11 protein-coding genes are annotated in these 16544 nt (G+C 43.5%); 10 read left to right on the top strand and 1 reads right to left on the bottom strand.

All coding sequences use genetic code 11. The features are described from left to right. Positions 1-10 precede the first annotated feature (10 nt). A complete protein-coding gene (locus ACFI6G_RS16280) occupies positions 11-2227 on the top strand; it encodes a glycoside hydrolase family 3 N-terminal domain-containing protein (protein ID WP_052714403.1) in 2217 nt (738 codons plus the stop codon). Between the two features lie 110 nt (positions 2228-2337). Here ACFI6G_RS16280 and xylA read toward each other — a convergent pair whose 3' ends face one another. Continuing rightward, complete coding sequence (xylA, locus tag ACFI6G_RS16275) at positions 2338-3657, bottom strand: xylose isomerase (protein WP_261896635.1); 1320 nt, start codon at positions 3655-3657, stop codon at positions 2338-2340. 425 nt (positions 3658-4082) lie between these two features. Between xylA and ACFI6G_RS16270 the strand changes: the two genes are divergently transcribed. The 9 genes from ACFI6G_RS16270 (at position 4083) to ACFI6G_RS16230 (ending at position 16325) form a co-directional block, all read left to right on the top strand. Then, positions 4083-5162 (top strand): ABC transporter ATP-binding protein, encoded by a 1080-nt coding sequence (locus ACFI6G_RS16270; protein ID WP_046209669.1) that lies wholly within the window; start codon positions 4083-4085, stop codon positions 5160-5162. Between the two features lie 28 nt (positions 5163-5190). Continuing rightward, positions 5191-6288, top strand: a complete 1098-nt coding sequence (locus ACFI6G_RS16265) for an AraC family transcriptional regulator (protein ID WP_046209670.1) — start codon at positions 5191-5193, stop codon at positions 6286-6288. Positions 6289-6493: 205 nt separating this feature from the next. Then, entirely contained in the window at positions 6494-8104 is a 1611-nt protein-coding gene (locus ACFI6G_RS16260) for an endo-1,4-beta-xylanase (RefSeq protein ID WP_052714405.1), read from the top strand. Positions 8105-8264: 160 nt separating this feature from the next. Further along, the gene (locus ACFI6G_RS16255; protein ID WP_046209671.1) at positions 8265-9551 is read left to right on the top strand and encodes a carbohydrate porin; all 1287 of its coding nucleotides are present in this window, start codon (positions 8265-8267) and stop codon (positions 9549-9551) included. A 230-nt stretch (positions 9552-9781) separates the two neighbouring features. After that, positions 9782-10828 (top strand): ABC transporter ATP-binding protein, encoded by a 1047-nt coding sequence (locus ACFI6G_RS16250; protein WP_046209672.1) that lies wholly within the window; start codon positions 9782-9784, stop codon positions 10826-10828. A gap of 13 nt (positions 10829-10841) precedes the next feature. Then, positions 10842-12095 carry an extracellular solute-binding protein gene (locus ACFI6G_RS16245; protein ID WP_046209673.1) on the top strand — a complete coding sequence of 418 codons (1254 nt, stop codon included), beginning with the start codon at positions 10842-10844 and terminating at the stop codon, positions 12093-12095. A gap of 61 nt (positions 12096-12156) precedes the next feature. Further along, positions 12157-13134, top strand: coding sequence for a carbohydrate ABC transporter permease (locus ACFI6G_RS16240; protein WP_046209674.1), 978 nt, complete (start codon positions 12157-12159; stop codon positions 13132-13134). Positions 13135-13196: 62 nt separating this feature from the next. Continuing rightward, a complete protein-coding gene (locus tag ACFI6G_RS16235) occupies positions 13197-13964 on the top strand; it encodes a carbohydrate ABC transporter permease (protein WP_231576292.1) in 768 nt (255 codons plus the stop codon). A 75-nt stretch (positions 13965-14039) separates the two neighbouring features. Continuing rightward, positions 14040-16325 (top strand): endo-1,4-beta-xylanase, encoded by a 2286-nt coding sequence (locus tag ACFI6G_RS16230; RefSeq protein WP_052714406.1) that lies wholly within the window; start codon positions 14040-14042, stop codon positions 16323-16325. The last annotated feature ends 219 nt before the right edge of the window (positions 16326-16544 follow it).

Below are 16544 nucleotides of genomic sequence, written 5' to 3'. Positions count from 1 at the left end.
GAGCATTCACGTGGAACCTATTTATAAAAATCAGCAGTACTCAACAGAGCAACGCGTTGATAATCTAATTCAACTCATGACGCTTGAAGAAAAAGTGGGCCAACTACTTCAGTTGCCTGCCAACGTTGAAGGAAATGCAGACAAGCTCGAGGAATGGCATGTTGGTAGTTATCTGCATTGTACTGGAACGATGAATACAGCACTTCAAGAGAGAGCGCTTAATTCCCGTCTCGGCATTCCGCTGATCTTTGGAATTGACGCTATTCATGGTCACTGTTTTGACAACGATTCAACCGTTTTCCCGAGTCAGTTGGCCGCGTCGTGCAGTTGGGACTTAGGTCTTATGCACAAAATGGCTCAAGTTACTGCTAAAGAGACAAGGGCGTCAGGGCTGCATTGGACATTTTCACCAGTATTATGTGTAGGGCGCGACGCCCGTTGGGGAAGAATTGATGAAACCTACGGTGAAGATGCATGGTTAATTGGAGAAATGGCCGCTGCCACAATTAAAGGGTATCAAGGTGACGACGTGAGCTCGCCAGATTCTATTTTAGCGTGCGCAAAACACTACGTGGCTTATGGTGAAACCATTGGCGGTCGTGACTCGTATGAAGCCAATGTAACTAGACGCCAGTTGCTATCGACGTTTTTACCGCCATTTGAAAAAGCTGTGAAGGAAGCCAATGTTGCCTCGTTGATGACGGGGTATCACAGCAACGACGGCATACCGTGTACGATTGACGATTGGTTGTTAACCGATGTAGCTAAAACCGATTGGAATCTGGGTGGCTTTATCGTGACAGATTGGGAAAACGTACGTTCACTGCATACGAAACAAACGGTATGCGAGAACGAGAAAGAAGCGTGTTATCAGTCATTAATTGCAGGCAACGACATGATGATGTCTACGCCAGAGTTCTACCCTCTGACGGTGGAACTTGTTCAAGAAGGGCGTATTTCAGTTGCGATATTAGATTCGTCTGTAAAGCGCATTCTAACTAAGAAGTTTGAATTGGGTTTGTTTGATTCGATGGTAAATTACGCTCCAGAACGAAGCTCAATTATGGGCATCGAAGCGCACCATGCGGTTTCATTAGAAGCCAGTCGTAAAGGCCTAGTGTTATTGAAAAACGATGGAGTGCTACCTATTAAGCCTAACTCGCTAAAGAAAGTGCTTCTGGTTGGTCCTAACGCAGACGACGTGATCGCACAGCTTGGTGATTGGTCGTTTGGTTCGATCCAAGCAAGCATGACAAACGATACATTTCACCGGGAACAAACAGTCACACTGTTAGACGCCCTAACTCATGAAGCGGATGTGCAAGGGTTCGAGCTAGAATTTATTAAAGGTGCAGACTGCGTTGATGCCTCGGTTGATGAAATCGAGGCAATCAATTTGGCGCTGCCGACGGCGGATCTTGTTGTGGCATGTGTGGGAGATACTTTATCCCAAAACGGCGAGTTTCATGACAGAGCGAATCTGGATTTGAGTGGACAACAGCAAGCTATGCTTGAAACTATTCGCCGTCAAGATAAGCCTCTTGTGGTGTGTTTAGTGGCGTCGAAACCATTAACGATCCCTTGGGTAAAAGAGCACGCAAATGCCATATTGTGTGGTTTTAATTCTGGTCCTAAAGGTGGACAAGCGCTCTCTGAGGTATTGTTTGGTCAACTTAACCCAACTGGTAAACTAACTATTTCATTTCCCGTCCATGTTGGGCAAATTCCGGTGTACTACAACAAATATCAAGGTTGGCACGCGCACAATAGTGGCCAAACAAACGGTGAAGAACGTTACATTGATATGCCTTTAGATCCGTTATTTAGCTTTGGTGAAGGGATGTCATACAGCCGTTTTAGTTACAGTAATGTTCATATTCAGAACACGCACCTTAACCCTGGTCAAAATGTCGAAATATCGTTAGAACTTGAAAACCTATCTGATATAGATGGGGTCGAAATTGTGCAGGTGTACCTTCGTGACCTTTATTCCTCGGTCACTACTCCTATCAAAAAACTGTGTGGTTTTGCCCGAGTTGAGCTTGCGGCGGGTGAGAAAAAAGAGGTGAATATTGTCGTACCGTTTGATGAACTGGCGCTCATCAATGCGAAACTACAAAAGGTTGTGGAAGCGGGTGAGTTTGAATTTATGATTGGTGCATCATCTAAAGACCAAGACTTACAGCGTGTTCGAGTCAACGTAGGGCAATCTGTTGTATTGACCTAGCAAATAAGCAATAAGAAGTATGAAATAAGAAATAAATGAATGGCTAAAAAAAGCCCAAGTGCATAAAGTGAAAATGCGCTTGGGCTTTAATTTGCAGTGGAATTAATCGGTTATTTAAAGATGAAACCGTTCACTATGTTTTCTAGGTGCTCTTGTTGACCAGATGACTTAACAGGGGCGATGTTGTTTGTTACCGCAAAATCAGCCACTTGTTGAAGGTTGATGTCACCAGCAAGGATCTTCTTACCTAGGTCTTCATTCCAACCCGCATAACGTTGAGCAATTTTCTTAGACAACACATCGTTTTCAATCATGTCGGCAGCGCGCTCTAAAGACAGTGCCATGGTGTCCATGCCGCCAATGTGGCCGTGGAACAAGTCTTCGCCATCAATAGAAGGGCGACGAACGCGAGCATCAAAGTTGAAGCCACCTGTGGTGAAACCACCTGCTTTAAGAATTTCGTACATCACTAACGTGTTTTCTTCCACGCTGTTCGGGAATTGGTCGGTATCCCAACCCAGTTGAGGGTCGCCACGGTTGGCATCAATAGAACCAAACAAGCCTAAAGACGTTGCGGTCGCAACTTCATGATGGAAACTGTGACCCGCAAGCGTGGCATGGTTCGCTTCAATGTTCACCTTGATTTCGTTCTCTAGGCCGAACTGTTTCAAGAAACCGTAAACCGTTGCGGTATCGTAATCGTATTGATGTTTGGTTGGCTCTTGTGGTTTAGGTTCAATTAAAATCGCACCCTTAAAGCCAATCTTATGTTTATGCTCAACCACCATCTGCATTAGGCGGCCTAACTGCTCGCGTTCTTGACGTAAGTCCGTGTTTAGTAGAGTTTCGTAGCCTTCACGACCACCCCATAAAACGTAGTTTTCGCCACCCAGGCGCTGAGTTGCGCCCATCGCGTTGAAAATTTGTGTTGCCGCGTAAGCGAATACTTTCGGATCAGGGTTAGTTCCCGCACCCGACATATAACGTGGGTTAGAGAAAGCGTTCGCCGTACCCCAAAGCAGTTTAAGGCCGGTTTCCGATTGCTTTTGTTCAAGCACATCGACCATTGCTTGGAAGTTGTTCACGTATTCCTTGATGGAGTTGCCTTCTGGTGCCACATCGGTGTCGTGGAAGCAGTAATAAGGAACATCGAGTTTAGAGAAGAAGTCGAACGCGGCATCGGCTTTCATTTTGGCCATTTCCATGGCGTCGCCATTTTTGTGCCAAGGGCGGTCGAACGTGCCAGCACCGAAAACATCAGAGCCCGGCCAGCAGAAGTTGTGCCAGTAGCAAGCTGCAAAACGAAGGTGGTCTTTCATGCTTTTGCCAAGGATCATTTTGTCGGCATCGTAATGACGGAAAGCAAGTGGATTTGAAGATTCAGTGCCTTCAAATTGTATTTTATTAATGTGTTCAAAATATTTAGTCATGATTATTGTTCCATAATATTAGTGTTATGTTTCATCAATAATTATTCCTTTTCACCACATCAGCAATTACGAAATTTTATACACACATTAATCTATTTGTTTAATGTGCATCACGTCTCAAATAATCACTCATTATTGATTGGTTTATAGTTGTTTTTCATTCACTGACTACTCACTGTAGTTTTGATGTTTTTTTAAAGTGTTGTTTTTGTTGTGTATTTTGGGGTTTTAGTGAGGTGTGTATGCTGGTTCGTTAACTATCTATGCTTAATTGCGCATGACTCGCACTATCTTTGTGATCCAATGCTCAGTCGTAAAATCTACCAATAGCAGAAACAAAAAACATAATTGAGAGAAAGTCATTTGCCTATAAAGATAAGATAAATTAACTATCCATAACAAATTACGGAACAATAGGTGAATAAATGGCGACGGTTCAATTCAAAAATGTAGATAAGATCTACTCTGAAGATGCGCACATTGTTAAAGACTTCAATCTCGAGATTGGCGATGGGGAGTTTGTGGTGTTTCTAGGGCCTTCGGGGTGCGGGAAGTCAACCACGCTAAGAATGCTATCGGGTCTCGAAGAGGTGTCTCATGGCGAAATCTTAATTAATGGTGAAGTCGTCAACCACCTTAATCCTAAAGACCGAAATATTGCGATGGTGTTCCAAAGTTATGCCTTGTACCCACACATGACGGTGTATGAAAATATTGGTTTCTCGTTAAAGATGGCAGGCGTCAACAAAGACGAAATTAAAAAGCAAGTTCGACACGTAGCAGATATGCTGCAGTTGACACCGTTGCTTGAGCGTAAGCCTCGTGCATTGTCTGGCGGGCAACGCCAACGTGTAGCAATGGGGCGAGCGATGGTTAGAACGCCGGAAGTATTTTTGTTTGATGAACCTCTATCGAACCTAGACGCTAAACTTCGTAATGTGATGCGTACTGAAATCAAAGACCTCCATAAGAAGCATCAAAAAACCACGGTGTATGTGACTCATGACCAAGTGGAAGCAATGACACTTGCCGATAAAGTGGTGATCTTACGCGATGGCATCATCGAACAAGTGGGCACGCCAAAAGAGATCTACCACAAACCTGCCAACCTGTTTGTCGCTGGTTTCATCGGCAGCCCATCAATGAACATGTTACCTGTTGCAATGAAATCTGCTCAAGATGGTTGGGGCATCGAATTAAATAGAAAAACCATTGATGTGGTGTCGTTAAATGACTCAAGCACAGTGACTAATGAAGCCACGTTGGGAGTAAGACCAAGCGATATTAGCAACCAAAGTTCAAGCAAATCGGTTGCGGTTGAAGTGTTTGTTGAATCCACTGAATTACTTGGCACAACAATACAAGTCCATGGGCAGCTTGGTGACACAGCTGTGACCATCGAACTGGATTCTGAGCAGCAAGTCGAAGCGGGCACGAGTTGTACTTTCTATATCGATATTCAAAGATCGCACCTGTTTAATCAAAATGGCTTGGCTATCCTCTAGCATTGCAATGTAAGAGGAAAGAACCAGTATGAAAAAGATACTCGTGCTATTGGATGTGATGGTGTTTTACGACCGCGAAATATTCCGAGGAATTAAAGCGGGTGTGCATTGTCGTTCAGAAGACGTATCTATTTATATTAGTTCTGAAGAGCACATTGATAAGTTGAAAGAAGATTGCTGGGATTACATCATTGCTGATGGGGATAAGTTGGTTGATACCCCTTCAGTGATGAGAGTGGCGCGCAAAGGGTTAATTTATTCGAGCTACCAACTCGATTCCATACCTGCCGGCATTTCTACGTTAGTGGTTGATAATCAGCAAATTGCGATTACCGCACTAGGTAAGTTCACCGAGCTTGGCATTCAACGTGTTGGCTTTTACAGCAACGAATTTGACCGTCAATACAAGTGGAGTAAAGAAAGGGAACAAGGCTTTAAAGCGACCGCAGACAAGATCGGCCTAGAAATGTGCCTTGTCGACCCACCTCATTTGGTGGTTAGTAATGAAAAAGTAGGGGTGTTGTGCAGCACAGATCGCTCGGCGAGAACATTAATACAAGCGCTTACTGACGAAAAAATCATGGTGCCAAAGCAAGTTAACGTGATTGGTGTCGATTGTGATCCTATTGAAAGTGAAATTTCTCCTGTCGCAATTACTTCTGTCGATATCAGCCCTTTTGATATTGGTAAGCAAGCTGTATCACTGGTGCTTAAAGAAGAGAAAGCTCAGGCGTATTTTTACACACCAAGCCAATTAGTGGAAAAGGCATCTTGTAGCAGTGAAGACTTATCTGACGGAATAGTGAGTCGTGCCAGTTTTTATATTTACAATAATTACCACAATAGTATTAAGGTTTCTGATGTGGCTAACTATTGTCGTGTTTCAAGGAAAACGCTAGACAGTCGATTTTTTAATGCAAAGAATATAACCGTCCATCAATATATTCATGAAAGACGCTTAGAAAAATGTATGCGATTATTATCTGAAACCGATGAAAGTATTGAAGATATAGCATTGCAATGTGGTTACCCGCACCAAAGTTATTTGTATCAAGTTTTTAAGAAACACTTGTCTTGTACCCCGCTAGATTTTCGGAAGAAGGAGAATTCGCGTTATCATATTTAATATACGCATTCCAATATCTGATTTTATGTGAGCTCGATAATATTATTGAGTTTTTTTGTGTCTAATGAATAGTTTGCTTTATATCACAATTAATAATTCCATGGAAAATACCTAACTCTATTTACAACATTTGGTAAAGAACTCCAAGCTGGTTTATCTCATAGTGTTGCTGTACTCATACAACACTAATAAAAGGTTAAAACCAATGAAATGGAATTCATTTTTGCTAATAGCGGGCGTCGCTATCGCTTTACCCGGCTGCTTGTCTGAATCTGGGTCTGAAGTTGAGACAGGCTCTCCAGAATTACCTTCAACAGAAGTTGCCAGTTTGTTCCAACTGTCTGAAGGGTATCCAATTGGCGTAGCGCTTCCAGCTGGTGACGCTCAAAACTCAGTGTTCATTAGAAGCGACTTACAAAGTGTTGTAGATCAGCATTTTAACCAAATAACCGCTGAAAACATTATGAAACCCAGTTACTTGCAACCAGAGCAAGGAACGTTCTTTTTTGATGATGCGGACCTATTGGTTGCATTTGGCCAAGAAATTGGAGCAGGGATCCACGGCCACACGTTAGTCTGGCATCAGCAGTTACCTGAGTGGATGAAAAGCTGTACAACCAATTGCGCCTCGGTGATGGCCGATCATATTACTCAAGTTACCAGTCATTTTGCGGGAAAAGTAGACAGTTGGGACGTAGTCAACGAAGCATTTCATGAAGATGGAACGTATCGAAATGCCGGCGATCAAGGAAGTGTTTGGTTTGCGAATATTGGTAAAGATTATATCGCACAGGCATTTACCGCTGCTGACCTAGCAGATAGCAGTGCCGATTTGTACTACAACGATTACAACATAGAACGTAATGACGCTAAGTTAACCGCGGTGCTTACAATGGTTACCGAGCTGGAAAACGCTAATGTACCCATTGACGGTATTGGGTTTCAGATGCACGTTGGGCTCGATGACCCAAGTATCGAAACGATCTCTGCGTCTTTAACTAAAGCTGCACAAACAGGCCTAAAAGTAAAAATAACGGAACTCGACGTGCGCTTGAACCGGAACGGTGATTTCTCGCATTTATCGCTTGAACTCGCAGATAAACAAAAGGATCGTTTCGAAAATATCGTCACTCAATACTTAGCTATTGTTCCGAAAGAGCAACGTGGTGGGATCTCCGTTTGGGGCGCCTCTGATGCCGACAGTTGGATTATTGATTTATATGGTAATGCCGATTGGCCGTTACTTTTTGACTCGAAACTCGTGGCAAAACCTGCCCTACAAGGCTTTGCTAATGGCTTGATATCCGCAGCCGAACCCGAAGTGCCATCATTGTTTAAAGACAGTTTTGAAGATGGCGTGTACTGGTATGAAGACGGTTCGACAACCGTTGTTGGTGCATACACTCATAATGCCGCCGATAAAACGATGAATGTTGATGTGGACTGGTTAGCCGATGGCGATGAGTATGTTATTGCCACTACGTTCACTGACAACGAAACAATTGATTTCTCCACTGCTAAAACTCTGTCTTTTGATGTTTACGTACCAAGTGAATATGGAACTGATGGGCACTTAGCGATTCAGCCTTTCATCATGGATGGCGCTTATACGCCTGCGTATATTGGATGGCAGTTCGACTATCAATTGGATGAATGGTCGACGATTACTATTCCCAATATTTCACCAGACTTTGCTTTTGGTTACAGCGGAAATCCTGACTTCACCAATATAGACCGTATCGGGCTGCAGTTCATTGCTAACGGTGCTGTTCTCCCTCAAAAAACGATTCAAATCGATAATGTGATTATCCGATAACAGCTGAATATCGCAGCTATTACCTGAAACCGGGAATATGTAAAGCCTAAATATACAGAGCCTGCGGCGTGAAGTCTCAGGTTCCAATATCGCTAACTTTAAATTTGAGTGGGTATCCACTCGGAATAACTATACCAACAATAAATAAAGGACCAATAATATGGAACAGTTGAAACTCTTACCTCTTGCTGCTGCAGTGGCTACCACAATGATGGCGCTACCCGCTATGGCTAACGATGCAGACATTGAAGCGTTAACAAAACGCATTCAAGAACTTGAAGCAAAAGTGGTAAAAATTGACTACGTGGATGACCAACAACCTTCGGTGTTAACGCCAGAAACGAAAGCTCCTGTCGGTGTGGTTTTTTCTGGTTACGCTCGTTACGGCGCGCATTATACCGATGGCGACCGACGTTATGTTGAGGTCGGCACCACTGGCCGTTCATTGGGTCGTTTAGGTAACGAAGGGAATGGCGGAGAATTTCAGTTAGGACGCATCTTTGAAACGAATAATGGCCCAATTTGGAATGTGGGAGTCATGGTTGATCACTGGGCAAATGATCAGTGGGGATCGCCTGGTGGTGTTGATTTGAAGAAAGCTTTTGCTGGTGTGACAAATGTATTTGAAAGTCAGCCTGAAATGTATTTTTGGGGTGGTCGAGATTTCCACCAAAGACCACAACAGGGCATCAATGATTACTTCTGGATGTCGCACGATGGTCAAGGTGGTGGTTTCAAAAACTATAACTTTGGTGGCGCAAAACTCGACTTTGCAGTGATCACAAAAGTTGATTTCGGTGACGGTGGTTCGTTAGGCAATGATTCAGGGCGCTACGCGTTTACCAGTAAATTGCACAGCATTGATGCAGGTGTGGGTACTCTCGATTTTTATGCTAACTACGGTTTTGCCTCTGATGAAGCCGGAAATGAATTAAAAAATGAAACATCGTGGCAAGTTGGCGCGCAATTAGGACTCGGCGAATCAAACCAAGTGATCGTTCGTTACTCTGATGGTGCTGATGATTCTTCCTTTGATCTTGCGGGTGATGTACAGGCGCTCTACATGAGCTTTGAAGGCAGCTACAACTATGGCAACCCATGGTCTGTTGATTATCTTATCTCATATAAAGACGTAGTGGGTAAGGATGCCGCGGCGTTAAATGGCAAAGGTGAGCGCAGTGAATATGCCGCAATTGTTCGACCAATGTATAGCTGGAACGAAGTTCACTCAACATGGTTTGAAGCGGGTTATGCAATGGAAGACCGTGAAAATGATGACGAAGTGAAAGGTTGGAAAGTCACAGCGTCGCAAAACATTTCCATGGGTGGCATGCCGTGGAGCCGTCCAATGCTTCGATTGTACGCGACCGTTGGCGATGTAGAAGACACAGACAATATTAAATACGACACACTGAGCCTAGGCGCAATGTTTGAAGCGTGGTGGTAAATAATAGTAAAAATTCAACAAATTAATAAATTTCAAGCTGTTCAATTCAAAATTTAATAAAAGAAATTGGCCATTTTTCATATATGTGAGCAATGGCTAGTTCTTATCTTAAAGTCCACGAAACAAGAAATAGAGTAAATTAGAAAACAAAAAATATAATTGTTCCAACTGGTGTTTTTACACACTATTTAAACAAGCGGTTTAACTAGATAAATAATTAGGTGATGTAAATGGCATCAGTAACTTTTAAGAATTTGATTAAGAACTATGGAGAAACTCAAGTCGTTAAAGATATTGACTTAGAGGTTAATCATGGGGAATTTATCGTATTACTTGGGCCTTCTGGCTGTGGTAAATCTACAACGTTAAGAATGCTCGCAGGGCTAGAAGAAATATCAGGCGGCGAGATTTATATTGACGATCTTATGGTGAATGAGCTTCACCCTATAGAACGAAATATAGCCATGGTATTTCAAAGCTACGCATTATACCCACACATGACGGTTGGCGAAAATATCGGTTTCAGTTTAGAAAACATGAAAATTGATAGAGCCACACGTAAAGAAATGGTGGCTGATGTTGCTAAGGTTCTTGAACTAACTCCGCTTCTAGATCGTAAGCCGAAAGAACTTTCTGGTGGCCAAAGACAACGTGTCGCAATGGGGCGAGCCATGGTTCGCACACCAGAAGTGTTTTTGTTTGATGAGCCTTTATCAAACCTAGACGCAAAACTTCGTGGCCAAATGCGCAAAGAGATTCGCGCGCTGCATGAAAAAGTTAAAACCACCGTCATTTACGTTACGCATGACCAAGTTGAAGCCATGACTCTGGCTGACCGAATTGTGATTTTGAACAATGGCATTATCGAACAAGTTGGTACGCCGAAGGAAATCTTCGAGCAGCCTAAATCCCAATTTGTTGCACGTTTCATTGGTAGCCCGGAAATCAACGTATTTGATACCAATACCACCGAAATCAACTTGAGCTTACCTGATGTCGACCTTTCTGCAGATATCGAGTCCATTGGTATTCGACCACAAGATTTTTCTCTTTATCAAGATGAGATCGAACCTGAGTTTTGTCGTTCATTAAACGTTACGGTGATTGGCTCTGAAGTTCTGGGTTCAGTTATTCACCTTGATTGTTTGTTTAACGGCAAAAAAGTGGTGGTTGAAACTCATTACGTAGAAGAACTCATTGAAGGCGACATGACGATCTACTTCGATAAACGTAAAGCACATTATTTCGATAACAACAAAATTACCACTCTACAATAACAAAGGACTGAACATGAAGAAGTCGAACATCAACTTTTTATCATTATCTATTGCGACATTGCTTGCGTCCAATGCCTATGCAGCACCGACCGAAATTACGGTAGCTTCGTTCCCTAATTTTAATCAAGTCGCTGAAGTGGCGATTCCAAAATTTGAAGCGAAATATCCAGACATTAAAATAAACCTAGTCACATTGGCGTATGGCGATCACCACAACGCAATGACAACGGCTTTGGCAACGGGTGCAAACTTACCAGATGTCATGGGTATCGAATATGCTTACATCGGTCGTTTTGTAGAATCTGGTGGCCTAGAAGATTTAAATGCGCCGCAGTACAACGCCGCTAAATTTACAGAGCAGCTTGTGCCTTATTCTGTGTCGCAAGCGACGAGTTCAAAAGGCATGTTGTCGGGCATTCCTGCCGACATCGGCCCAGGTGCGACTTTCTATCGTGCTGACATTTTGGAAGCCGCAGGTGTAACAGAAGAAGAACTGTTAAAAGATTGGGACTCGTTTATTCAAGCGGGTGTCAAAATCAAAGAGAAAACGGGCAACTACATGCTCGCTAACGCTGTCGATATCACGGATATCTATATTCGTTCAAATCTAAAGGATGGCGATGGTATCTACTTTGATAAAGACCATAACGTACTCGTGAATTCTCCTCGTTTTAAAGAAGCGTTCCGTTTAGCGAAAAAAGCCCGCGATGCTGGGATTGACGCTGAAATTGGTGCTTGGTCTAACGAATGGACAGAAGGTCTGCGTCGCGGAACTATTTCCGTTCAATTGATGGGTGCATGGCTAGGTGGGCATTTACAAGATTGGATTGCTCCAGAAGCAAAAGGTAAGTGGAGAACCTCTCAGCTTCCGAATGGTTCTTACGCAAGTTGGGGCGGCTCATTCTACAGCATCCCTAAAAAAGCTGAGCACAAAGAAGAAGCATGGAAATTTATCGAGTTCATGGCGACAAGCCCTGAAATTCAAAAACTTGGCTTTACTGAAATCAACGCTTTCCCTGCGTTAGTCGCAACACATACCGACCCGTTCTTTGACGAAGAAGTGGCTTACTTGGGTGACCAGAAAGCACGCTTGATTTGGCGTGAAGCGGCGTCTCACATTCCTGCGGTTACGGTTGACCGTTACGACGAAGTGGCGCGTCAAGTTGTGAACGATTCGCTAGAAAAAGTGCTTGAGAACGATGCTGATATCGACGAAGTACTGGCCAATGCAGAGAAACAAATTAAACGTCGCGCTCGTCGTCGTTAATGCAGTAATGAGTTAGGGCAATCGCCCTAACTCGAATGATTTTCAAGTCGGGATGAGATATATGAGTTCTTCATTAGCTACCAATTTAACGGCAACGCAAAAGGGAAACTTTTGGTTGCGTAAGGGCAATAAAATCGCCCCTTACTTATTTGTGAGTCCATTCTTCGTGATATTCGGAGTTTTCGGACTGTTTCCATTAATTTTTTCACTCTATCTTTCATTTCACTACTGGGAGCCAGCGGCTGGCTTAGCTGCGATGGAGTGGGTTGGGATAGAAAACTATGTTTTCGCACTGGAAGATGAATGGTTCCAGAAGTCGATCTACAACACCGTTGTGATCGCTCTGAAATCCGGCATTCCTCAACACGCAGTCGCATTGCCACTCGCGTACTTTATTCACACCAGCTTTAGCAAAATGCGTAACACAGTAATTGGTGTGTATTTTGTGCCATACATTACTTCGACGGTTGCGATTTCTCTGGTTTTCACCACTTTGTTTTCTCGTGACTTTGGTATGGTTAACCAAATTTTGACCTCGCTAGGCAACTTCTCAATTGCGGATATCAAAGTGTTCTCGTGGATCTTCCCAACGGAGAATATTGACTGGAGCAAACCCGCGTATACCAAAGACATGATTTCCTTCGTCGTATTCTGGCGATTCGTGGGTTGGAACACCGTGCTTTACTTATCGGCGCTACAAACCATTCCAAAAGATATTTACGAAGCGGCCACTATCGATGGGGCGAGCCGTTATCAACAATTCTGGAACATCACGCTACCAATGCTAAAACCAATGGCGTTCTTCGCTGTGACATTAACTATTATCGGTAACCTGCAGTTATTTGAAGAACCGTTCATTATCACTGGTGGTACTGGTGGTATCGACCAAGCAGGTAAAACAGCGGCAATGCACATGTATATTACTGCATTCGTAGAAAGTGACTTTGGTACTGCATCTGCAATTTCATGGATTCTATTTATGCTGATAGCCGGTTTGACGCTCGTGAATAACAAACTTCTAGGTGGTAACAACCAATGATCATGAAAATAGAAAAAGACAGGCTCATTGCCTACATTATTGTCGCCTTAGGAGCATTAATAATGCTCGCGCCATTTTACTTCATGTTTATTTTTTCATCGCATTCGAATACCGGTATCTTGTCGGTGCCACCGCCCATCTTTTTTGGTGAGTATTTGGTTGAGAACTTCAATACCTTGTTGGAATTTCTACCGTACTTTTGGCACAACTTAGGCTTGAGTTTGTATGTTGCGGTTATCGTAACAGCGTTGAACCTACTGTTTTGTTCGTTGGCAGGTTACGCGTTTGCGATGTTCGATTTTAAATTCAAGAATGCTATGTTTGTTGGCATTATGGCGACCATGTTGCTACCGCCATTTTTAGGCATGATTCCAACCGCGATGATCATGTCTACCATTGGCTGGATGAACGATCCTAAAGCTCTGATCGTCCCAGCGGCGTGTGGTGCGATGGGTATCTTTATGATGCGTCAGTTTATTTCGAGCTCAATTCCTAAAGAGTTAGTCGAAGCCGCTCGCATGGATGGTTGTGGTGAATTTAAGATTTACTACCGAGTGATTGTGCCGTTGATTAAGCCAGCATTTGGAACATTGGGTTTGATTACGTTCATCGGAACGTGGAACAACTTCATGGGCCCATTGGTTGTTATGAACGACATGAAAATGTTCACGGTTCCACTGGCGTTACGAGCGCTTCAAGGAACGGGTCAAGTGCCATGGGGCGCGGTGTCTATAGGAGCTGCGATTGCGGTTCTGCCGCTATTGTTCTTGTTCATCATGGCTTCTCGACGCCTAATTGACGGACTCACAGCCGGTGCGGTTAAAGGATAAGTACCATCAGCGTGATGCCCGCTTTATCGAATTGATGAGCGGGCATCGCGCTATAAATTATAAGGATAATTGCTAATGAAGAAGACATTTTTACCGGTGCTGTTACCGACGCTATTTGCTGCCACGTTGTTTGGGTGCAGTAACAATGCCAATAATTCTATATCTGCTAATGAATCTAAATCAGCCAACACAGCAGCTGAAGCAACCCAATCTCGTTCCGAGTTATCACTCAAAGCGTTGGCTGATCAAATCAACCTCGCAGTGGGAACAGCATTTGAAACTCGTCATTTAAACGACCCCATGTTTCGAGACACGGTGATTCGTGAGTATTCTCAAATCACCCCAGAAAACGAAATGAAGTTCAGCTATGTACAACCGCAACGCGGTCAATTTGATTTCTCTAAAGCTGACGAACTGGTTGAATTTGCATTAGAAAATAATATGGCTGTTAAAGGACACGCGTTAGTTTGGCATATCCAGAACCCTAAGTGGTTAGAAGATACGAAATGGACAAAAGAAGAGCTGACTCAGGTACTAGAAAACCACGTTAAAACAGTCGTCGGCCATTACAAAGGTAAAGTCGCCTACTGGGATGTGGTGAACGAAGCGTTTGATGACACTGGTGGCTTTCGCGATACGTTATGGTATCGAACTTTAGGTGAAGACTACATAGAGTTGGCATTTAGATTCGCTCATGAAGCGGATCCTGATGCATTGCTTTTCTACAATGATTACTCAACGGAAGGAATGAACGCCAAATCAAACGCCGTTTACCGTCACGTAGAAAAATTGCTTGAGAAAGGTGTGCCAATCCATGGTATCGGCACGCAACTGCACTTAACGGGTGATAATGCGCTCAGTGATGCGTCTATTGCCCGCAATATTGAACGTATCTCGGAGTTAGGTTTAGATACGCACTTTACCGAAATTGATGTACGTATTCGTGATGGGCAAGACAACTTCGCATTGCAAGACCAAGCGAATCGTTACGAAAAGCTCATGAAGCTCGCGGCGTATTACCCTGAGGTTGATATGTTCACAATGTGGGGGGTCACGGATAAGTATTCGTGGGTTCCTAGTTGGTTTAATGGTTACGGGCGTGCACTAATATTTGATGAAAATTATCAGCCTAAGCCTGCATATTACGCGATCCAAGGCGTCTTGGTTGATGCGGTAACGGGTAACTTTAGTTATGAGCCAGTAACCGATATGAGCAATATGCAACGTTACGTTCAACCGTTTAACGCTAAAGCACTAACGTCTGATCAATTTAATGCCGAAGAAGTGGTGTTTTACCCATTTGGGTACAATCAGCTTGGCGGACGCAATCAAACACTGCCACAACGTGATGTTATTGATGGTAAGTGGGCGGTGGGGTATCACAATAATGCGATCATCGGCCAAGTTCGCCGTGAAGACAGCAGTACCGTAACGAACAATGTTCAGTTGCATGAAAATGACAACGTGGAAGTGTTTGTTCGCATTGGTGAGCAATTCTGGCAATTCCGTTCTGTCGTGGGTCAAGACTTTGCTCCACTCGAGTTCCCGGGCAAAGCGACGGGCGCATGGAATGCTGACGGCACTGTTTTCGACTTCAACATTTCATTTTCAAACTATCAAGATTTAGTGGGCGAAACCTTAGGCTTTAATATCGCGTTGTCGGATAACGACAGTAAAGATAGCTCAGGAAGCCGACATGCTCAGTTGTATCCTCTCACGGGCACTAACATTGGTTGGCAAGGTGAAGAGTTTGGTGAATTGTTTATGAATGGTCAAAATGCTGTGCTGTCTACAGTGCCGGTTTCAACTCCACCAGCTTTTAAAGCGTCTAAGTTGACAAGCAAACCAAGCGGTGCTGATGATGCAGTATGGCAACAAGGTTATCAGTATTCATTTGCGTTTAACCAGTTGAACCAGCGTGATATGTCTGTAGCTAAAGGCGACAATTTTGCCGGAACTTGGACGGTAGGTTATCACCAAAACTGGCTATATGGGGTGGTTAATCGAGTGGATGACATTACCGTGACGTCAATGGAACAAACCTACGAAAATGATAACGTTGAAGTATTTTTGCAGCGTGGCGATAAAGGCTTTACCCAGTTCCGAACTGTCGTAGGGCAAGATTTTGAGGATGTGGGCTACCAAGGTGAATACAATGCACAATGGAATGCAGATGGTACTCAACTGTTCTTTGCGATTGAGCTTGAAGCACCGATGAAATCTGGAGAGGGTGTAATGTGGAACATAGCACTTTCAGATAACGATGGTGATGAAGAGGGGCGTAAATATCAATTGTATCCAGTGCCAGGAAGCAACATTGCTTACCTTGGTGAGGAGCTTACAAAACTCATTGCAGATTAAGCTCTGCTAACAAAGGGTGACGCACAGCGTCACCCTTTTTCGTTGCTGTTAATTTGCCGACTTAGCTTATCAACTTAACGAATCGATTTAGGTGGCTGTTCTAGTTTACCGACTAACGTTGTCGACTTGGCTTATCGGTTATAGCTGACGATTTTAAACCTACTGATTTTAAAAAATGATCATCAACTCATAAAAGAGCAAGGTAACCATGAGCTCACG

Source organism: Vibrio sp. PSi01 (assembly GCF_054960695.1).
Note: the sequence above shows the minus strand (reverse complement) of the source record. Positions and strands in the feature narration are given on the sequence as shown.